Annotated in this window: 14 protein-coding genes and 2 tRNA genes; 10 read left to right on the top strand and 6 right to left on the bottom strand. The window is 40.1% G+C overall.

Annotated elements, in window-relative coordinates:
• Positions 1-7: 7 nt before the first annotated feature.
• The 5 genes from lgt to yidC all read right to left on the bottom strand — a co-directional run bounded on the left by lgt (position 8) and on the right by yidC (position 7,014).
• Positions 8-1,132, bottom strand: coding sequence for a prolipoprotein diacylglyceryl transferase (gene lgt, locus AOM43_RS03195; RefSeq protein ID WP_059358990.1), 1,125 nt, complete (start codon positions 1,130-1,132; stop codon positions 8-10).
• Positions 1,133-1,198: 66 nt separating this feature from the next.
• Positions 1,199-1,273: transfer RNA gene (locus AOM43_RS03190), tRNA-Pro, on the bottom strand.
• A 257-nt stretch (positions 1,274-1,530) separates the two neighbouring features.
• Complete coding sequence (ahcY, locus tag AOM43_RS03185) at positions 1,531-2,859, bottom strand: adenosylhomocysteinase (RefSeq protein WP_079978230.1); 1,329 nt, start codon at positions 2,857-2,859, stop codon at positions 1,531-1,533.
• 8 nt (positions 2,860-2,867) lie between these two features.
• On the bottom strand, positions 2,868-4,262 hold the full coding sequence (locus tag AOM43_RS03180) for a DnaA ATPase domain-containing protein (RefSeq protein ID WP_006340945.1): 1,395 nt from the start codon (positions 4,260-4,262) through the stop codon (positions 2,868-2,870).
• Between the two features lie 229 nt (positions 4,263-4,491).
• The gene (gene yidC / locus AOM43_RS03175; protein ID WP_059358988.1) at positions 4,492-7,014 is read right to left on the bottom strand and encodes a membrane protein insertase YidC; all 2,523 of its coding nucleotides are present in this window, start codon (positions 7,012-7,014) and stop codon (positions 4,492-4,494) included.
• Positions 7,015-7,229: 215 nt separating this feature from the next.
• Between yidC and AOM43_RS03170 the strand changes: the two genes are divergently transcribed.
• The 5 genes from AOM43_RS03170 (at position 7,230) to AOM43_RS03150 (ending at position 16,370) form a co-directional block, all read left to right on the top strand.
• The gene (locus AOM43_RS03170; RefSeq protein ID WP_059358986.1) at positions 7,230-8,144 is read left to right on the top strand and encodes a tetratricopeptide repeat protein; all 915 of its coding nucleotides are present in this window, start codon (positions 7,230-7,232) and stop codon (positions 8,142-8,144) included.
• Positions 8,137-10,092: a bifunctional serine/threonine-protein kinase/formylglycine-generating enzyme family protein gene (locus AOM43_RS03165; RefSeq protein WP_059359072.1), complete on the top strand. Its 1,956-nt coding sequence runs from the start codon at positions 8,137-8,139 to the stop codon at positions 10,090-10,092. Before AOM43_RS03170 ends, AOM43_RS03165 begins: the two co-directional genes overlap by 8 nt.
• 18 nt (positions 10,093-10,110) lie before the next feature.
• Positions 10,111-10,587 carry a low molecular weight protein-tyrosine-phosphatase gene (locus AOM43_RS03160; protein ID WP_013924847.1) on the top strand — a complete coding sequence of 159 codons (477 nt, stop codon included), beginning with the start codon at positions 10,111-10,113 and terminating at the stop codon, positions 10,585-10,587.
• Positions 10,588-10,591: 4 nt separating this feature from the next.
• A complete protein-coding gene (hemL, locus tag AOM43_RS03155; RefSeq protein WP_013924848.1) occupies positions 10,592-11,911 on the top strand; it encodes a glutamate-1-semialdehyde 2,1-aminomutase in 1,320 nt (439 codons plus the stop codon).
• A gap of 265 nt (positions 11,912-12,176) precedes the next feature.
• Positions 12,177-16,370: a PEP/pyruvate-binding domain-containing protein gene (locus AOM43_RS03150; RefSeq protein WP_059358984.1), complete on the top strand. Its 4,194-nt coding sequence runs from the start codon at positions 12,177-12,179 to the stop codon at positions 16,368-16,370.
• 653 nt (positions 16,371-17,023) lie between these two features.
• Here AOM43_RS03150 and AOM43_RS03145 read toward each other — a convergent pair.
• Entirely contained in the window at positions 17,024-17,644 is a 621-nt protein-coding gene (locus tag AOM43_RS03145; RefSeq protein ID WP_059358982.1) for an HAD-IA family hydrolase, read from the bottom strand.
• A gap of 450 nt (positions 17,645-18,094) precedes the next feature.
• Between AOM43_RS03145 and AOM43_RS03140 the strand changes: the two genes are divergently transcribed.
• From AOM43_RS03140 to rpmI, 5 genes are all read left to right on the top strand, one after another.
• Positions 18,095-18,703 (top strand): hypothetical protein, encoded by a 609-nt coding sequence (locus AOM43_RS03140; protein ID WP_226987374.1) that lies wholly within the window; start codon positions 18,095-18,097, stop codon positions 18,701-18,703.
• Positions 18,704-18,840: 137 nt separating this feature from the next.
• Positions 18,841-18,914, top strand: a tRNA-Val gene (locus tag AOM43_RS03135).
• Positions 18,915-18,933: 19 nt separating this feature from the next.
• Complete coding sequence (locus AOM43_RS03130) at positions 18,934-20,658, top strand: His/Gly/Thr/Pro-type tRNA ligase C-terminal domain-containing protein (protein WP_226987373.1); 1,725 nt, start codon at positions 18,934-18,936, stop codon at positions 20,656-20,658.
• Between the two features lie 20 nt (positions 20,659-20,678).
• On the top strand, positions 20,679-21,248 hold the full coding sequence (infC, locus tag AOM43_RS03125; protein ID WP_006340934.1) for a translation initiation factor IF-3: 570 nt from the start codon (positions 20,679-20,681) through the stop codon (positions 21,246-21,248).
• A gap of 34 nt (positions 21,249-21,282) precedes the next feature.
• Positions 21,283-21,477, top strand: coding sequence for a 50S ribosomal protein L35 (gene rpmI / locus AOM43_RS03120; protein ID WP_006340933.1), 195 nt, complete (start codon positions 21,283-21,285; stop codon positions 21,475-21,477).
• The last annotated feature ends 23 nt before the right edge of the window (positions 21,478-21,500 follow it).

Raw genomic sequence — 21,500 nt, 5'->3', positions numbered from 1 at the left:
GGCTCTATTAAGACATTTGTAATTGTTTTCGATTCCGACAAGAATAAAAGATCAAAATCAAACCGAGTATAACAAAAGGGATGCTTAAATATTGTCCTGTTTGTAAAAAGGATTCATCCAACATATGGCTCATGGGGAGTTTAAAAAACTCGAGGAAAAAACGAGCGGAAAAAGTGAGGGCGAAAAAGATTCCAACTAAAGCCCCTTCTCTCATTTTTTTGCCTTCAAATCTCCATAAACAATATAAAATGGTAAAGATCGCTAAATAGGAAAATGCTTCATACAGTTGTACGGGATGGCGAGGGATGCCAGGTTGCCCATAGACTGGATGACCAAAAACGACAGCCCAAGGGATTGTTGTATACGTGCCAATAATTTCCTGGTTAAAGAAGTTTCCTATCCGGATCCAAAAAGCGCCTAATGATGCGGGAATGCATAGACAGTCGAGAATGGTCAAGATGGAGAATTCAGGGAAATTTTTTTTGATGGAACGATGAAAAAGAAAAATGGCGATTAAAATGCCGATGACTCCTCCATGGCTTGCCAATCCTCCTTCCCAAATTTTGATCATATCGAGCGGATGCTCTCGGTAGTGGGGCCAATCATAAAAAAAGATTTCGCCCAATCTAGCTCCCACTAATGTGCCCACAGTCACAAACCAAGTGATTCGATCGGCTAATGAGACACAAAGTTGTTTAAGGGGAATGATCGTTTGAGGGAATAAGGTTTCTAAATCTATTCTTGAACGTGACCCTTTTAGTTCATTTAGGGTTTGCAAGAGAGTAGCTTTAAGAGAGGAATCAGGCTCTTGCATAAACTGCAGTTGAGAGAGTTGTTTTTTTGCTTCAGGACTAAGTTTGAGGTACAAAGAATGGATCCAAGGATCAGGACTATTTTGTGCAACTTTGAAATCTTTTACTAAGAGAGGCCAGTCTTGAATATCTCTTTCTAACAAATTTCTTGTTTCGAGAAGTTTACGCTTAAAAATAGGGAGAATAATGAAGTAGCCCAGGATAAAGCCTAAAACGAAACAAGCTCCATACCAGCCAAGTGGTCGGTCAACAATCGGAAGACGAAAGATTTCTCTAGAGGGATCCCAATAAAACCACCCCAAGGATATGATTCCGTGCATTGAATATTTCCAATGTTAAGAAGTGGATAGGTAAAAAAAACGAGCCTTAAAAAAGGCTCGTAAAGATCGGAGTAGAGGGATTTGAACCCCCGACCTACTGCTCCCAAAGCAGCCGCGCTAGCCAAACTGCGCTATACTCCGTAGCAATAAAATGTAACTATAGCAAAGAGTCATTTTTTCCCAAAGCAGAAAATTCATACAAAATGAAAAAAAATAAAAAGTTGACGTTTAGCTTTTTAAGAAAAAGTTTTTTTCTCTCTCAAGAATAGGTATAAAAGTGATTATTTCTATAATGAAAATTTCTGCTTATGCGCCAAAACATGCGAAATGGCTGAGTTTTTTTGCTTGATTTCCACGATGTTCTTAGCAAAAATAAAACAAATAATTTTATTGGTTTATCAGTAGCGATAGAGCTCAGGCTTGAATGGTCCTTTAAGATTGATTCCGAGATAGTTAGCCTGCTGAGGAGTGAGATTTGTGAGATGGACTCCGAGTTGATCGAGGTGCAATCGGGCAACTTTTTCATCTAAAATTTTTGGGAGGCAGTAAATACCGATTGGATAGCCTGAATTCCATAACTCAATTTGCGCAAGTACTTGATTTGAAAAGGAGTTAGACATCACAAAAGAGGGATGGCCTGTTGCACATCCTAGGTTAACGAGCCTGCCTTCTGCGAGTAAAATCAAGCTTTTTCCTGTGGAGTCCCATGTGTAACGGGAAACTTGCGGTTTAATTTCATCTTTTCGAATGTTTGGATTGTTTTCTAGCCAGGCGACGTCAATTTCAATATCAAAATGTCCAATGTTACAGATGATGGCTTGATGCTTCATCTGCTCCATGTGTTGTCCTGTGATGACATTGCAACAGCCTGTGGCTGTGATAAAGATGTCTCCAGTGGGAGCTACTTCTTCCATCGTAAGGACCCGAAAGCCTTCCATTGCAGCTTGATAGGCACAGATGGGATCAACTTCACAAATCACAACGCGGGCACCAAAGGCTGCCATGGATTTTGCACATCCTTTTCCAACATCTCCGTAGCCTGCAATGACCACCATTTTTCCGGCAATCATTACATCGGTTGCGCGTTTGATGCCATCAATTAAGGATTCTCTGCATCCATATAAATTATCAAACTTAGATTTAGTGACTGAATCATTCACATTGATGGCAGGCATACCCAATGTTTTATCTAAAAGACGTTTTTGCAGTTTACGCACGCCGGTCGTTGTTTCTTCCGAGAGTCCTTTAATGGAGGGGAGCAATTCAGGTGTTCTATCGTGGACATAATCGGTTAAGTCGCCTCCATCATCAATGATCATATTGAGAGGTTTATCGCCAAAAAAAAGCGTTTTAGAGATACACCAAAGATATTCTTCTTCTGTCATTCCTTTCCAGGCAAAAACAGGCACTCCAGCTTGGGCAACGGCTGCTGCGGCATGATCTTCTGTAGAAAAAATATTGCATGAAGACCATCTAACCTGTGCACCAAGTGTGCGGAGCGTTTTAATTAAAACAGCGGTTTCAATGGTCATGTGGAGGCAACCGGCTATGCGAGCTCCTTCAAGAGGTTGTGAAGAGGTGTATTCTTTGCGTAAAGCCATTAAGCCCGGCATTTCTCGTTCAGCCAGTTCGATTTCTTTATTTCCCCATTCTGCGAGCTTTTGTGCTCGCTTGCTTTCAATATTAAGCCCTCCCACAATCCTGTAATCAGTCGTTTGGGAAGTCATAGGGGTCCTTAAACTTTAAGTTTTTTGAGAATCGCGGAAACCGATCCAGACAAATCTGGTTTGTCTTGTTCGATTCCTTTATGAATCAGTTTGACGCTAGACATAACCGTGGAGTGATCGCGAGTGAAAAGGTCTCCAATTTTCATATAGGGGATTTTGAGTTGATTACGGCATAAGTACATGGCGATTTGGCGTGGAAGAGCACAATCGCGACTTTGTGCTTTGCCCAAAATATCTTCAGTGCGGATGCCATAAAATTCAGCGACAGCTTGCACAATCTTATGAGGTGTAAGAGCGGTTTGTTCTTCTTCTTTTATTAAATCAGCCAAATACTGTTTGACTTGCATAATTGAGGGATTAGGATTTGTTGTGATGCTGGTTCCTTTTAAATTGAGATGGGAACGTAGAATCAATGCTTCTAAAGCTTTGACTAGTGCTTTAGTGCTACTTGTAAATGTTTCAAGTAGGTATTGGGAAACTTTAGGATTGAGTAGATAGTTAAATGCGCGTGCTTTGCGTGAAAGCATTTCCTGCTTTTCCTGGATGTTTAGGGATTCAAGAGGGAGGACAATTCCCCATTCAAAGCGACTGACAAGGCGTGGCTCTATGAGTTGTAAGTCTCCCGGCAAGCAATGTGAACTAAGCACAATTTGTTTTCCAGAAAGGTGAAGGGTATTAAAAGTATGGAATAACTCTTCTTGAGTGGCTCCTTTTCGAGAGAAAACATGGACGTCATCGATCAAGAGAACATCTATATTTCGATAGGCTTGTCGGAAAGTACTCATTTCGCCTGCGCGAATAGCGCCAACGACGTGTTCTGTAAATGTTTCAGCGCGTGTATAGATCGCGGATAATCCTTGCTTTCTTAAGGCATCAGCAGTTGCCATTAATAAATGTGTTTTACCTGTCCCTTCTTTTCCATAGAGATAGATTGGATTAAAAGCTGCTAAATCAGAAGTGGGAGGAATGAACGTTTTAGAAACAGAATCAAAGCCTGTGATTTTGCAAAGCAGTTTATGAGCTAGAAGGTTACTTTCTGAAATGACAAATTGATCAAATGTACAGTAAGGATCGACCTGGTCAAAACTGAGGTGAAATTTTGGTGGCGCCGTTTCGGCTTGACCCTCTCGTTCTTTTTCTTTCTTTCCTTTTGAAGCTTTCGGTCGCTCAGAAGCCGCAGCAATGTGAATCTTGATGCGTTTATTGTTGTTATTAAACAGGCGTGAGCTTGCTTTTTGACGCATATGCTCTTCAAACCAAATAACTTGAAAATAATCTTTGGCTTGCAGGTAGAGGTTACAAGCGTCGTAACGGACAATTTTGAGTGAGCGCAGCCATTTATGGACTGTTTCGACCCCTATTTCAGCTTCTTGAAGTGTTAGAAATTCATCCCACGCACGCATGTCAAACAAACTATGAAAATTTTCAAAAATATTATCGTCACTACTAATCTAAAACTAGTGCAATGGTATAATAAGAGGCAAGAATAAAGTTTTTTTTTATTTCTCCAGGGTGAATTTTGGGCCCTAGCTTGAAAATTTTAACTTGTCATTTTTGTCCGCTGTGTCCATCCAAAACCGTAAAATCTGGTCTGGGCTTTGGGGTTATTTTCCCCAAAACCCAGCCACAAGATTATTTTTTGGTTTCTTTTCCCTTTGCCGGAGCGGCTAAAATTTTGGCCGTCTCTTTTTTCATTTTTTTACCCATCCACCATTGTTGGAGCATTCCCAGTAACATGGAAGATAACCAATAAATATTTAGTCCGGAAGGAAATTGATAGAACATCACCGTAAAGACGACTGCCATCATATTTCCCATCACTCTTTGTTGTCTTTCTTGCTCAGTCATCTGATTTGCATCTTTTGGAGCTGCAGACATGAATCTTTGCTGCAACCACATGACCACTCCGAGAAGAATAGGGAGCAAATGGAATTGATTTCCAATAAAGGGAAGGGGCGTTTGCCAGCTAAAGAGAACGTCCGGTGCTGTCAAGTTGTCAATCCATCCAGGAATAAAAGAGGCGCCTCTCAATTCAAAGGTAGACTTGAGCAAATCGAACATCCCAATCAAAAAGGGCATTTGAATCAAGAGGGGAAGGCATCCTGACACAGGATTCACTCCACGCTCTTTATAAAGATTCATGATCTCAAGTTGCGCTTTTTTAGGATCTTTTTTGTGACGTTCCTGAATCGCCTTCACTTCTGGGGCAATCTGCTGCATCCGTAGCATAGACTTCGTTGACCACGCATTTAATGGATAAAGCATGACACGTAAAGCAACCGTGAGCAAGATGATAGAAAAGGCCCATGAACCAGTGGCAGAATGGAAAAATTGCATCAAGATAAATAAAAACTTGGCAAAAGGTTCTGAAATAAAGGAAAACCATCCATGGAAGCTTTGACAAGCGATATAGTCAGGATTATAGCCTGTCTCAGGATTAGAAAAAGTGGCATCGACAGTTTTCAAGACATTGCTTGCAAAAGGACCTGCAAACATACGGAAAGTGGCTGTTCCGCCGCTACTTTTTAGAGGGAGCAAGGTCACATATCCAGGAAGGTCCTGTGCTTTAAATCGATCTGTTTTCTGTCCAAGAATGGTTAAACGAGAAGGAACTTCAACTCCTGAAACATGATCGACACGCAAGCCCGGATCAATTTCGGTTAGAGGATCCAAAATGGTTCCCAAAAATCCATTTGAATTACAAATCCAGTCTGGAAAGATGGAGGTCACCGTGATTGCATCACTCGGAGGCGAAATAGAAACAACTTCAGATTTGCCTTTTCGTGTAATACGGTATTTTAAAGCCGGCGCTGGCGATCCTGAGATAATCTCAACTTCAGGGACTCCAGAGCCCACCCATAATCCGCGGCTATCGCCCTCAATTTTGATGGTTGCGTTGAACACATAAGGGGCATTTTTTTCATTTTCCTCAAGTGTATAAGTTTTTGTTATACGGCGGAAATTTTGATTTGCCTCGAATACAATGCTTTTGCTGTCAAAATGCTTAACGGTATAGACCAAATTTGAGATTTCTGGATATTCGGAAATCAGGTTAAAAGCGTAGTAGACAGGGGCTACGCGGGTGGCCTTTTGGTTTTCGGAAGGAAGTACATCTCTTCTTAGTAATGGATAAAATCCACCCAATTGACCTTGTGTATGGTATTGGAAATTTTGCGGATCTTTTCCTTCAGCAGGTGTAAAATAAGGGTGTGCCGGGAAATGTGCATTGTTCGGATGATGGGCGACCATCTCGCGATCAAATTCGATTTCTTTGACAACGCTTTGAGGGTTTTGTTTACTTTGCAGGGGTAGGTTAATCTCGGCTAGGGCACCACCATAATTGGAGAAAACTAATTGCTGGTAGGGTGTTTCTAAGACATAGAATAATTCTTCTTGAGTTGTCTGTTGCTGCGATTGTTGCTGTGGGGAAACGATTTGTGTAGGCAAACCAGAAACATCACTTAGATAAATGAGTCCCGGAATATTTTTACGATAGAGTGCGATTGGATAGGTTTTGTCGTCTTTCTTAAATAAGACGATTGCTGTGCTCATCGGTGATGGTGTTGACTGGTAATGTGCATCTAGCTGCTGCTTGAGCTTTGTTAGCTCTTCACGTGGCAATGAAAAATGCCCATCTGTGTAATTGCCTAATTGCACTAGATAAGGAGGTGTGCTCTGTGTCGCTAGTGGTGAGACGAGTTGCAAATCATAGGTTCCAAATTCAGGCAAACGAGGAATGGCTAAAGGATGTTCATTCGTTTCTTGATAAACAAGCAAGCCTTCTTCGCCATCTTGTCTAAATGTCAGATGAAACTTTTTAGGGATTTCAGATGTGGTTGAATTTGCATAAATTTCAGCAGGAGCGGAATCTGCATTCCAAGCTAGAGCTAAAATCGATTGATCATAGAGCAAACCATGGCTCAAAAATTCTTTTTGATTTGCGTCATGAAAGAACGAAACAACAGGCAATTCGGCCGTTGAATTTTGATGTTTTTGAAGCAAGGCTTCTAAATTAGCCACTTTTTCTTGTTTTTTTGCTGTTTGTTGTTGATGCCAGATTCGAACAGATTCATCATTTTGCTGCTGAAAATACTGGTTTACAAACAAAAGAATAAGTGTAAATGAAAAAACTAAAAGGAGTGTGCGTTTATCCATGTTGTCCTAAGCTGCGCAGATCAAAGAGGTAACAGCAGTATCTTAGCTGTTGCAAGCAACTTTTGATCTCATACACTGTTAATAAAGTTTGAAAAAGACTTGAGTTTATCATAAGCTTCCGAAACCGGTAAAGAAAAAACTCGGAGATTAGCCAAATGGTAGTTAAAAATCTTTTTAGTTTAATTCATTTATAATGAACATTCTAGGGTCAAATTATGCATCGTTTTCGTTTACCTGTAGTTTTATGTGCATTTTCTTGTACGTGCTTTTTTGAAAAAGGTTTTAGTCAAAGTGACATAGAATCAGCAATTTGTGAAAAAAATTATAAAAAAGCCATTTTGCTATATCAAGATCTTCTTGAAAAAAGTTCTTCAGAAAAAAGACTCGATATTTTAAGAGATTTGGCGATTGCTTATTGGAAGGATCAAGAAGCAGAGAAAGCTTTTAAAGTATTTCTTGACGGAGTTGAGTTGAGACCTGTCCAGGCAATGTTGACAGAAATGCATGTAGATGAAAAGGTCGTTTATGAACAGGCTCTATCTGATTACCTCAATTTGCAAGAAACTCCCCAAAAAATTGCAGTTAAAATTTTGGAAAAATATGAGCCCATTTTAACGCAACATCCTGACTACCACCATCTGGGTTATTTAGTTGCGGCAGCTTATGCCAATCAAGGAAATTTCGAACGTTTTTTTTGTGTTTTCTTGAGTTCTTATTGTGCTGATCCTTCCCATTTCATGGCTTATAAAACCAAAGCTTTGCTGCACATTAAGCTTTTTGAACGCGCGAGAACGACAGAAGAGCATGAGATTCAGCGTAAACAAATTTTAGAACAATTGCGATTAGCCACAGAGGCTTATCCCCAAGATCATACCATTTACAAAATGCTTTTGCTTTTCACTCCAGAAAGTGAACTTCCGCAAATGCTAGACAGGTACTTGAATAAAATAATCGATATAAATATGATCATCCCCCGAATGGATATTGCCTTTTACATGCAGCACATTTTAGCAACGGGACAAGTCGAACTCGGAAACAGATTTCTAGATAAAGCGAGTGAGTGGTATACGCAAAGCAAGGTAATTGATGAATTTCGAAAACGGCTCAAAAGTTGGAATCATAATGACTGATACAAAAATCCTCGGGGACTATAAAATTATTAAAAGCATTGGACAAGGTGCCTTAGGCTTTGTCTATCTTGCTGAGCATCGCTTTATGAAACGGCAGTTCGCTTTAAAAGTATTGCCTGAGGAGTTGTCTCAAGAACGTTCATTTGTGCAGCGCTTCGAAGAAGAAGTCGGGCTTCTAGCTACTCTAGAACACGAAAATATTGTTAAAGTACACAATATTTCTTTTGCCCAAGGGCATCATTTTCTTGTTACAGATTGCGTTGTAGATGAGCATGGGGAAACGACCAATCTTGCCCAATATATTCGGGCTCGCAATAAACAAATTAAAGAAGAAGAAATTTATCATATTTTAAGTCAAATTGCAGATGCGCTCGATTATGCACACAGCCGCAAAGGGGTCAGTGCCTGCATGGTGCACCGTGGATTGAAATTGAATAATATCTTGATCAGCAAAGGAAAAGCTGGGGTCAATATCCACTTATCTGATTTTGGCTTGTCAAAAATTATTGGTTCAGGCGCCATTTTAGCGCGTAGCTATAAAGTATTGGCTGAAGCATTAGGGATTGCATCTATTGGAGGTATAGCACAAGAAGGCTATCCTGTTCCTCCTCTTGATATTAAAAAACTCACCCCTTTGCATGCCTCCTTTTTGCAGAATTATTCCTTTTTAGCTCCTGAACAAAAACAATTAGACGAATGCAAAATCGGCGATGCAAAAGCGGATGTATATGCATTTGGTGTTATGTCCTACTTTTTAATCTGTGGTTGCTACCCGGAGGGCTTTTTTGAAATGCCGTCAACTTTGCAGCCCGGTTATCAGTACGATTGGGATACTCTTGTTAGTGAATGTCTGCAAGTCAATCCGGAGAAACGCCCATCAAGCTTGCTGAATTTACTTGAAAGTTGCAAGAGCGGCCGAAAGCAGCAGAAAAAAGTCGAATTTGATCCTTCTATTGGGCTTGTAGAGCCTGTAGAGCCTCTAACGACAGAAAAAGAAGAGCTGCATTTGCCAAAATCGCAAGAATGTGTGGAAATAGAAGAAGTCGTTGAACAACAAGTTGTAGAAGAGCTTCGAGAAGAAGTTTTACCCAAAACCTTACGTCCTATTCTTAATGTGACTCAACTTGAGCGTCCTGAAACGGATTTGGATCCAGGGATTATTTTTCAGCTTGACACAACAGTTAAGCAGTATTTGCCTGAGAAAAAAGAGGTTAAAAATGTTCAACCCTTACTAACAGATATGGTGGGTATTCCAGGTGGTGTATTTGCGCGTGGAAGTGCTAGTGGAAATCGAGATGAGATGCCGCGTCACCAAGTCACGGTTGACAGTTTTGCTATTGATATCCATCCTGTCACAAATGAGCAGTTTACGCGCTTTTTGGAGGCAATGGGAGGCGAAAAAGATAATAATCATCATGATATCATCCGTTTACGTGATTCCCGCATTAAGCGGAGTGGTGGAAAAGTTCATATTGAATTTGGCTACAACAAACATCCTGTCGTGGGAGTAACTTGGTATGGGGCCCTAGCTTACGCAAAATGGGTCGGAAAGAGACTTCCGACAGAGGCTGAGTGGGAAGTTGCTGCATATGGTGGAGTAGACAATTATTTATTTCCTACTGGAGATGATATTGAGAAAACGCAGGCCAATTTTTTTAGCGCAGATACAACGGGTGTAATGAGCTATGCTCCCAATGGTTATGGGCTTTATGACATGGCTGGAAATGTTTATGAGTGGTGTCATGATTGGTATGGCTACAACTATTATGAAATTTCGGTTCAAGAGCCAGAGAATCCAAAAGGTCCCTTACAAGGTGTTTACCGTGTTTTAAGGGGAGGATGCTGGAAAAGTTTAAAAGAAGATCTGAGATGTTCACGTCGTCATCGTAATAATCCAGGCACTGTAAATGGAACGTATGGTTTTCGTTGCGCAGCTGATGCTCAATAATCGAAGGATTCTTCACTTATGATTTCAGTGCTCTATGTCTGTTTAGGAAATATTTGTCGCTCGCCCGCGGCTGAGGGGATTCTGCGTCATCTTGTGAAAAAGCAAGGAAAAGAGGAGCAGTTTCATATCGAAAGTTGTGGTGTGGGGGATTGGCACATTGGGCGTTTACCGGATGACAGAATGCGTGATTCTGCAAAAAATCGAGGGGTTGTGCTCTCCACTCGCGCTCAACTATTCAAGCGTGAATTTTTTGATCAATTCGATTACATTTTTGTTGCAGATCAGGAAATTTTGCATGTACTCTATCAACATGCTAAATCACCTGAACACAAAGCAAAAATTCATCTCATGACTGTTTATAGTAAATGCTATCCAAATGAAGAAGTGCCAGATCCCTATTATCGGGGAGGTGGAGATTTTGAAACAGTCTTGGATATTTTAGAAGACTCTTGCGAAGGGTTTTTAGATTATTTAAACAAACATCACAAAGCTTAAGAATATGATTTGCCGAACAAAACCTCAAGCAGAAAGACCTGCTTCTCAATTAACATATAGTCATTTATGTTCCGTTATTCCTGCGGGGGTCAATTCTCCAATCCGAGCCTGTAAAGGGCTGGATCATCTGCCGTTAGTCGTTGAAAGTGCGGAAAAAGATCTCATTCAAGATGTAGATGGAAACAAATTCATTGATTATTGTGGTTCTTGGGGAGCTCTTATTCATGGCCACGCACATCCGAAGATCCTTGCTGCAGTGCAGAAAAGACTGGAAAAAGGAACGACTTTTGGTGTCACGAGTGCTATAGAGGGGCAGTTAGCTTCAAAAGTGGTGCAATGGATCGATTCTGTAGAGAAAATTCGCTTTGTTTCATCAGGAACAGAAGCGACGATGAGTGCTGTTCGCTTAGCTCGAGGCTATACGGGGCGTAATTATATCATTAAATTCAATGGAAATTATCATGGTCATGCTGATTTCTTTCTCGTTAAAGCTGGGTCGTGTGTTGCTGAATTATCTGCCTCTTCATCAGCTGGTATTCCTGCCGAAGTTGTGAAACACGTGATCTCTTTGCCTTTTAATGATGGAGAAGCTGTAAAAAAAGTTTTCGCGGAGTTAGGAGATCAAATCGCCGCTGTGATTTTAGAACCTGTTGCTGGCAATATAGGGGTCGTTCCGGCTCAGCCTGAATTTATGGAGCTTCTGCGTCAGGAGACATTAGAAGCTGGAGCTCTCTTAATATTTGATGAGGTGATCACGGGGTTTCGCCTAGGATTGCGTGGGGCGCAAGGGATGTATTCTATTAAGCCCGATTTGACTTGTTTTGGAAAAATCATTGGAGGGGGATTCCCTGCTGCCGCTTTTGGTGGCAGAAAAGAAATTATGGATTTCTTAGCTCCTCTCGGACCTGTTTTCCAAGCGGGAACACTTTCAGGTAACCCCATCGCGATGGAGGCAGGACTGCAAACGCTCGTCTTGGCTGAACAACCCGGTTTTTATGAAAAGCTGGAAGCCAAAACACAGGTGATTGTGCAACCGGTTCAAGAATTTATCCTTCAAAATGAGCTGCCAGCTTGCATTCAGCAGGTGGGATCAATGTTTACGCTCTTTTTCGGTCGGCGTAGAGTGATGAATCAAGAAGAGGCTCAGCAGCTAGATCTTCCCCGTTTTGCGCGATTTTTCCGTTTTATGTTTGCTCAGGGGATTTATGTTCCTCCCTCGCAGCATGAGGCGTGGTTTGTGTCGAATGCACATGAGCAGGAGCATCTTGAAACAACACGTGATGCGATCCTGGCTTTTCTAAATACAGAGTTCAATTCTTTATAGTTATTTTCTGTAGGAGTCGCATAGGGCTTTGGTTTTGTGAGGGTCCTATGCAAAAGAAAAAAATGTGAGCGACAATTGGTTTTGCCTTTTTAAGGGCTTAAATAAATTTTTGTTGTTCACTTTCCTTATGAAAATAAACCTATCAAGTTTGTTCACCTTGCTACTAATTAAATAGTACATCTAATTTTATGATACTTGTCTTTTATGGGAAATTTTATTAAAATTAGTTCATTTTCTGACAACTAATTTATAGAAGGTATAAGAAATGAGTGTTAATTTCTTTGATAGTATTTATTATCCACGTCATCGAAATTTAACATGGTCAGAATTTTTTTTAGAGAAAGCAGATAGTTATTTTGCCTTGCCTTGGACAAGAAAAATGTGCGTCCTTCCCTCTTGTACTCAAGGAGGGGCCCAAGGTGTGATGTTAAAAGGCTATCCCACTTCTAAGATAAAAACCATTCTAAAAGTTGCCTCGTTATTTACTATCATTGTTCCTCTCGTAATGCTTCCCATTAAGCTGGCAACTCGCCATACTCATCGCTTTTACTTGATTGATTCAGATGTTGCTGCGACTCAGATCCAGAAGAATATTCGTGGATGGATAGCGAAAAAGTCTTTCGACCGCAAGAGGAAGGCTGCCATTTGTATTCAAAAGATCTATCGAGGGCATAGAGAGAAACAAATTTTTCAAAAGAAAAAAGAAGCGGCTGTTGTAATCCAAAAAAACTGTCGCAGATATTTAGCAAAACAGGTTTTCGAAAAACAAAAAAAAGCTGCGAATATTATTCAGAGAAATTATCGCAGGCATAGGGCCCAACTTGTATTTCAACATCTTCGGCAAGAAAGAGACTATGAAAAGCTGTGTTCAGTGGTTTTTTCTTCAGGTCGTTGTGGTTCTAAACACGATAATCTTTTGCGGATCAGAAGCTCCTTATCAAGTGAAATAGCTTTAGTTCCTGCTTTCTTTGGATTTACGGATGAACAAATTAAGTCGTATTTTAGTCCAGAAACTTATCGGTTATGGGATCAGACAAAATCCGAAACAAATGAAAGCCGGCAGGGAGAATTGCTTCGATCAGTAGAGAAAAATGTGAAAGAAGATATCTTATCCGTGGATTTTTTGAAGCTTACGCCGGAACAAAAAACAGCTCTCAATGGACTCAAGGGAAAAACTCTTATTGTACGTAGCTCCTCGAATGAAGATGGTCGTATTGTGAATGCGGGAGGAAATAAAACGGTGGGGGGAATCCTAAACACAGAGAGATTGTTGAAACAAGCATTGGCTGAGGTGGTTGCTTCTTATTTTGGATATCGCTCTTTCAAAAACCGATCCCCTTTTGAGAATCCATTTGCCCACATGCCTCTTTGTAGCGTGCTGGTCATGGAACAAGTGACAGAAGATGATCATCCCTTAGTGAGCGGAGTTATGATGACGCATAAGCCGAACTGGAGTTCTGATCAAGAGGGAAGGATTGCGCAGATAAGTGCTTCTTGGGGTTTTGGAGAAGGGGTTGTTTCTACACAAAAAGGAATTGCGGCGGATGAGTGGATTATTACTGAGATGGGGATTTATGAAACAATTCGGAGAAAAACGCACAGATTGGTGGTTTTACCCGGTGGTTCAACCAAAGAAGTGGTGAATGACTCATCTCTTCAAGAAAAGAGAGTTTTAGAAGAAAGGCACTTAGAGAAACTTCAAATTGTAGCCAACCGTTTAGAGGAAACCTTTGGTTGTCATCTGGACATTGAATTTGTGATTCGAGAGGATGTGATTTACATTGTTCAAGCAAGGCCTATTCAAGTCCCTGAGATGAAGGATCCTACATTCTTGGATCCAGAAACCATCCCACAAAACGGAATAAAATTTTATGGTAAAGCCGTGGTTTCTGGAGAAAACCGGCTCATGTCTGTCTCTGGTAAAAGTCTACTCTTCGCTTCAAATTTAGATGAAGCAGATGAGAAGTTTAGCTCAAAGCATCAAGCTGTGATTATTTATGAAACCCCAAAGGTCAGTAATTCACATGCCGCAGTCAATTTTTCCAGCGCTCGCACTCCCATCCCTTGTATGGTTCTTTCTTATGAAGACTGGAAGAATTGTCGTAGTTTATGGAAGGATTTAGGGTGTTATAATCTGTGTCCACAGACAGGAGTTATTGTCTTTGCAGAGAGCGATATTCCTCCTAGAAGTGGGCTTATTATCCATTCTGCTTCTAATCCGATCAGTGTAGATCTTCAAAGCATGAGCATACAGGCTACTGTTCCAAATGAAAGTATTCAAGAGATCACACGGCTTCTGATCACAACTCCTGAAAGGCTAGCTGTAAATTTAGATGAGATTGATGAGAAAATAGCGCGCATTTTTGCCCACATATTGCATAGCAAAGTGCAAACAAGCGCAGTAAGAAAGGTTGCCATTTCTCTTCATGGCTCAGTAACAAGTACTCTGAACATCATGCACAAGTGTCGAGAGTCAAAGGCACCTTCTCATCTTTCTTTGCATGCGGGGATGCTCAAGCAAATGCTTGAACAAACTGCTAAAGGAATCGTAGGAGCCCATAGCCTAGCGGGAATCCAGGCCGCTACTTATCTTCCTCTCTTTATCAAAGTATTCATGGAGTCTCATGTGGAGAGTGAGATAATTTGCGATCTTGCAGCCTGTGGTCGAAATGCTTTTGATGAAAACCTTCAACGTAAATGGATTATCTTTTTACAAGATAACCTTCAGGCGCCTCCAGAAAAGCTAGAGAGATTACTACATATCGTTCAAGAATTAGATGCTATTCATATGGACACTTTGTGGTTTGCTGTTTATTTTTCAGGTGAAACACCTTCTATTGATACTTTAATACAAGAGAGCAAAACGCGTGAATTTTTACTCTCTGTTTTGGAATTTGATGTTCGAGTTCAAAATTTAACTGATCAGTCCGAAAAAATCGGATCCAAAGAGAATCTTTATGATTCATGGACAGCATTACAAGCATTCAGTCAAGATTTTTTAAAATTTGTTTCAAAACATCACCAGCGAAGTTTTTTTCATAATCTCTATCTCTCAAAGATATTTGTCGATGTGATTCAGCTATGGGATTTAAATATTAAGATAGTCAGAAGTTTCCGCCTTCTTTCTGAAGAGGAAACAGACTCTTTATTTAAAGATCGCATTACTCAATTTGCTCTCTTTGGATTAGAGTGTCGAAAAAGTAGGTTGATTAATCAGAATTATGAAGAGGTGATGTTCGATATGGTAAGACCTATATCCAGAGCCTCTTCTTCTAAAAAAACTTTTTCGTTGGAGCATTGGCTTGTTCCTCTCAGTCCTGTTTATAGAGCGATTGAAAATGAGGATCAAAGGTTGACTGTGATTCATCAAAATTTATTACAGGCTGCTCAACCTGCCTTCTCTTCCACTCTCGCCACCTTATTACCTAGAACACTTAGGAGGGCATTACAACTTTTTGAGAAATATAATAAACCAGATCTTGTAAAGCGTTTTGCAGAAAACATAGGAACGTTTGTCGCTTTTTCTTCCGAAAAGGCATCTGTGCGTATTAATGTCCCCTTAAACTATCACAGTTTTGTGGCTACCATTTCCCAAAACAGAGGAAGCGACAGTTTGGAGGTGATTGCTTACTGGAGAGGATCAGATAATTGGCAAGGATCGCACAAAGATTTTTTACATCTCCTCTGTACCTTGACGGGGATTGGTTTTGAAGGTCACACAATTAAGGGTTCTGACCTCAAAGTGGTGTTTTCCGTTCACAATGAGGATCACATGAGGGTATTGTGCAAAGCAATTTTATCAGTCAATTGGATGTCATTGCACATCAAAAGTTATTTTCGCACATTGGTTCAGCTTATTTGTCCTAAAAAACTTAGTAACGAACCAAAGGAAATTCGCGATCAAATTAATCAAGAAACCGAGTATAAGATATTTGATGCAGTGTGGAGTGAGTTTTTAGTCACAAATGAGATGTCGTCTGTTATAAGAGAGAGGTTTCAAAATCCCTCCCCATCTGTCCGACAATATTTTACAGAAAGAGGGTTGCTTCCACAAATTCAGGCACAGGTTGTTGCTGAATTAAAAGCAGATAAGTCAGGAGTATTTGTTAAAAATTTTTTACGTTTTATGAAGAAAATAGCACCTCAAGAAATAAAAGAAGCAATTTGGTATAATTTAACCCATAGTCAAACCATTTGGCCATTTGAGATTCATAAGTCTTATCGAAAGGCATTTTTAATGCGCTTATTTACAGAATTTCCTTCTGAAGCTCTTGCTTACTGTAAGAAACATAAGTATTTTGTCGAGTATTTTGAGCCTGTTATTGAAGAAATGGTTTCTACAGGTTCTCCTAAATCGGCATATGAAGCAGAGTTAATTGCTTTGATTGCTAAAAAAATGCGCAACGCTCCGGATGCATGGAGAGAGGCCTTGCAGTGTTGGGAATTGGCGCAAGTATGATCTGAATTAAGACCTGGATATATCAGGATTAGGGAATGCCAAATTTTTTATTATTGTGCATACCAAAAAGTTTGGATCGGTGTTGCTATCAAGAGAGTGGATAGCTTAAGGTTTGAGTCCAGGTTCTCTCCATATTCTAAGATCTGATCAACAATCGTCGGCTAAATTTCGTTGGTTCAACATTTTATTGCTTTTTAGCTTATTCTCAGGAATTTCGTTTGCCCTTACTTCGATCCAGCTTGTAATTTGACCGGCCCATCTTTAGAAGCCCTCTTATATCTCGTGGATGAACTGAAGGAATAGTCGCAATCGCGTCAGCAAAATCTTCTTTCCTCCCTCAATTATAATAAATGGCATGCAGGTATGCATTATTTTCTGGTAGCATGACCCCAATGCCATTTGCACAAGAAACCTCAAGGGGGGAGGCTTGCACGAGTTGGTTCAGAGAGCGTGTGTGTGTATTCCTTCTCAAAATAAAGGGCCTTCAATTGTTTTAGCTTACGCCATTCACAGATAGCTTGAGTAATGGTGAGGATATGTCATTGATTAGAAAAAGCCTTGGTCGAAGTATTCAAGACAACACGTTTATAGTGAGTTTAACGACATTGACGCGAATTGAACAGAGCGTAGCCTTTCCTGCAAGGTTCTTATTTTCATCTGTTTACTTTTAGATCGGACAGTTTGACGTATGTTGATTCATAATCGGTATGAAGGATACTTTGAATCCCTAGTCCTTGAGCGACTTCGACAAACATAGGTGTATTTTCAATATAGACGACTCGTTCAGCAGGAACTTGTGCGATCTCCAAAGCGAGGCGAAAAATATCTTCGTCTGGTTTGCGCAAATGCACGATGCTGGAAGAAATAAAAAAATCTACGAATTCGCCTAACTTAAATTTTTTTATTCTGTATTCATTTAACTCTTTACTTTCATTACTAACAACGGCGATTTTAAGGCTATGCAGGATCTTAAGTTTAAGAACCAAGTTAATCATTTGTGGAAAAGGCTTTGATTGATCAAACATGAATTTTTGAAAATCTTCTCGTGTAAACATTCGCTTTCGATAGAATACAACTCTATTTAAATAGTTCTCAAGGGTAAGCTTTCCTATTTCGAATGTGTCAGAGGTTAGGTGATGGCGACTCTCCATGTCTTCAAAATCAAGGTTAAATTTTTGTGATGCCAGCATGCGGGACTGTCTATCCCATCCATTAGTTAAAAGAACACCGCCAATATCTATAAATAATGTAGTTATCGATGCGGACTTTTTCATCTGATTCCCTTTATTTTTGTCTAAAAAAAGAGGTGCTAATCGATCTTTAATGGAGACAATCGATGCATATCACAAGATGCGATATCTGTTAAGTATGGAATTTAATTTTAAATCATAAGGAATCAGGGTTTCTTTTTACTCATCTATTTTTTGAACAAGTGAAATAGCCACCCTAAGCGGGTAATTTATTATGGGCTGATCATAGTATAGGGGTACGATCGAAAGAGAAGCAAAGAGGGGTGTTACTGTCAGAATATCATGGTGGAATTAAATACTTTATTTATGCTTACAATTATCAATGAACAATTTATTTTTAGGTCTATTTCGATGTTATATCTTAAACCAAGCAGACGATTACCTTTCGCTTTAATTCTTTTTTTTGTCTGTTTTTTGAGTGTTGCATCGATTGATGGTTTGGAATGCAATGCGAAGAGGTTATTAGAAGCGCGAATGATCTCTGATGATTGTTTATTAGAATTGATGAGTGGGGATTATGAAGATGGAAAGATTTTTGATGTTCAAAAATACATGTGCGAACGAGCCAGTGATGAGGATTTATTAGGCTATTCCCCAAAAGGTGCTTTGTGGGAGTGGGAATATCTAGGTTCTATCGGACAGTATCACGCCATCCGAAGTGTCATCCAGGGTGATACATGGCATCAACATAACGTCACAGTTCTAAAATTTGTTGAGCATGGAATAACGATTGTTTCAAGAATTCTTGGATTAAAACATCATGAAATTCTTTCAGCTGAAGTAAAAGGGGATTATATCTTATATACTCAAATGACAACAGGTTACGATCTTTTTCAGGCGATGACTAAAAAATACCCTGAGCTAAAGATGCAAATTCCTTTAATACGTGAATTAAAGGAAATGGAAAACCTACCGATTGGATGCATTGTATATGAGGTGAAATTAGAAAACCAAGGCAAGCTATCTTCTGAACAAATGGTGTCGTTCAGCACCAGCGAAGGATGGAGACCTTGGAAAGGACACAATCTAGAAGAGTTAAAAGAACGCATTTTGGGATTGAGCAAAACTGACAAATCTGAGTAGTGATAGAATCTGCTTCCAAGTGGTATCTCTGATGAAAAGCAAAAATCTTCAAGGACACGCTTCTTTTGCTTGAATAAATTTAGCACGATCGGCTATTGTTCTTGTTCAGTGATCAAAACTCATACATGAATTTAGATGGGGTATTAGCTCAGTTGGTTAGAGCGCCACGTTGACATCGTGGAGGTCAGCTGTTCAAGTCAGCTATATCCCATTCCCCTCTCAAATACCCCATGAATTTTATACCGATATCTCTTCGAACCCTTTTATCCAAGTTGCTGGGTTGCGTGCTACGCGATCTGTTTCCTAACGTTCAGCTTGTTCAAAGTGGGATTAATCAGGTGGGGTTTTACTATGATTGTCTTTTCCCACAGCCTGTGACAGAAACTTTATTACCTCTCATAGAAGAGCGTCTTTGGCAATTATGCAAAAATCCTCCCGCAATTCAAGAAATGCATATGATGCGCGAAAATGCAGTGCATTTTTTTCAACATCACGGTCAGTCTTTTCATGCGCAGCTCGCCGAAAATGCAGAGGAAAATATTGTTGAATTAATCAGGATGGCGGATTTTTATGATCTTTATGCCGAAACTGAAATTCCTGATCCAACGGTTATTAGAGCTGTAAAAATTCTCTCTTTTTCTGAAAAAGAAATTTACAATGCAAGCTTTGGTAAATTACGTGTGATTCGCCTTTTTGGGGCCGCTTTTTTGCAGCGCGATGAGATGAAAGTTTTTCTAAAAAAGTGGACGCGTCATAAAAAAAATCAGCATGTGCATCTTGGGCAAGAAATGGAATTGTTTCTTCCTGCAGGGATATCTTCCTGGGTTTGGCTTCCGCGCGGCGAATCTTTGCGCGCTGCTGTTTTGAAATGGTGTGAAAATGGCTATGCTGCAAATGGTTATCAAAAAATTGGAATGACTGGCTTGCTGCCTCTAGAGCATTTTTCGTTTAAGCCTTCTGTCGAAAAAAAAATACGGGAACAGTCTTGGATCGTTGAAAAAGAAGAAGAAGAGTATGTTCTCCCTTCTACGCAGCTTTCCTCTGCTTTTTTTGCTGCATCCGCTTTGTGCTCTTTTCCCCTTCGATTTTTTGAATCTGAAAAGCGATTTTCTCCTGCGGCAAGTGATCAATTAGATGGATTGCTTAAATCCCAAACTTGTGAAATGAGCAATGCTTATCTGTTTTGCTTAACAGAGCAAGTTTTGCATGAATTGATTTCTTCCTTGCAATTCATTGAGGAAACAGTTAAAGTATTTGGTTTTGAGGCCCAGTGGTATTTGTACCCAAAGGCTGAAAAAAATGCTGCTGCAAAGAAGCAATGGCCACAAGCAATTGCGTTTTTGCATGAAGCATTAAAGTTCTGTCACTTAAATTATCAGGTTGAAGAAGCTTTTTCTTCTTGGCGAGGTCCTAGAATTGAAGTTAAACTATTCGATTCACTCAATAGGCAATGGAAAGGACCTCAATTAGAGTTTGATCTTTTTAGTGCAGAATCATTCGCATTAGCTAGTCAAGCAAAAGGCCTTCAAAGCACCCCGTGGGTGATTCGTTGGACTGCACTTGGCTCGACCGAACGATGGATAGCTCTTTTAATAGAGCAAAACGAGGGGCGCTTGCCATTTTGGTTAGCACCTGAGCAAGTGCGAATCTTCCCAATAGGGGAGAAAGTAATAGAGTATGCGAAGAAAATACAGGTCTTGATGTTAAATCAAAACCTAAGAGTTGCGATTGATAAACGACAGCATCCGCTGGCAGAAAAAATCTATGATGCAACTCGACAGCGAGTTCCCTATTTAGTGATCGTTGGGGACAAAGAAGAACGAGAAAATCGATTGACTGTTCGCTCTTTTGACGACAAAACTGCAAAAACTGATGTTGAGATTAAAGACTTTCTTGCCCTTTTGAGTAAAGAAAATCTGTTTGACCAGCAAAATGCAGATGATAAAGAGCACTAATAAGGAGTTTAAGAGTCGGATTGAAAGCGAATCGAGAGATACGTGCTCCAAAGGTGCGCGTAATAAGTCAAACAGGCGAGCAAATTGGAATTATCTCCATACAAGAAGCTTTAGCACGAGCTGAAGAAGCGGGGCTAGACCTTGTTGAAATCGTTCCTGGTTCATCTCCTCCTGTTTGTAAGATTATGAATTACGGGAAATTCCGTTACGATCAAACGAAACGTGAGAAAGAAAATAAAAAGGCGCAACATCAAATTAGGGTTAAAGAAATTAAAATTAAGCCTAATATTGATGAAAACGACTTAAACACGAAACTTCGGCATGCTCGGGACTTTATCCAAAAAGGAAATAAAGTCAAGATTACTTGTACATTTCGTGGTAGGGAAATGATGCACCCTGAAATAGGGGAAAAGCTCGTTCAGAAGCTATGCGATGAACTTGATGAAATTGCCATTCCTGAAGCTCCGATGAAGATGTTTGGACGGATTTTGAATGTAGTTCTTGCACCTGGATCAAAGAAGAAAAAAGAAACTCCTAAGCGTTCATCTTCTCCGGAAGATGCCGATTCGACTGAACAACAGCCGAATTAGAACGAATAAGAGTATTTATTTTAGGAGAATTACAGTGCCCAAAATGAAAACAAAAAAAGCCGTGGCTGCCAGATTTAAATTGACTGGTACTGGGAAGCTTAAAAGAGGCCATCCTGGAAAACGGCATATTTTGACTAAAAAATCACCCAAACGGAAACGTCAGTTGTCAAAGCCAGCCCTAGTGGATGAGGGACAACTCAAGACTTACAAACGTTTGATGTGCGTATAAATGCATCTGCCAGAGTGCCGATG

The sequence above is a fragment of the Parachlamydia acanthamoebae genome, from assembly GCF_000875975.1.
GTDB classification, from domain to species: domain Bacteria; phylum Chlamydiota; class Chlamydiia; order Chlamydiales; family Parachlamydiaceae; genus Parachlamydia; species Parachlamydia acanthamoebae.
Note: the sequence above shows the minus strand (reverse complement) of the source record. Positions and strands in the feature narration are given on the sequence as shown.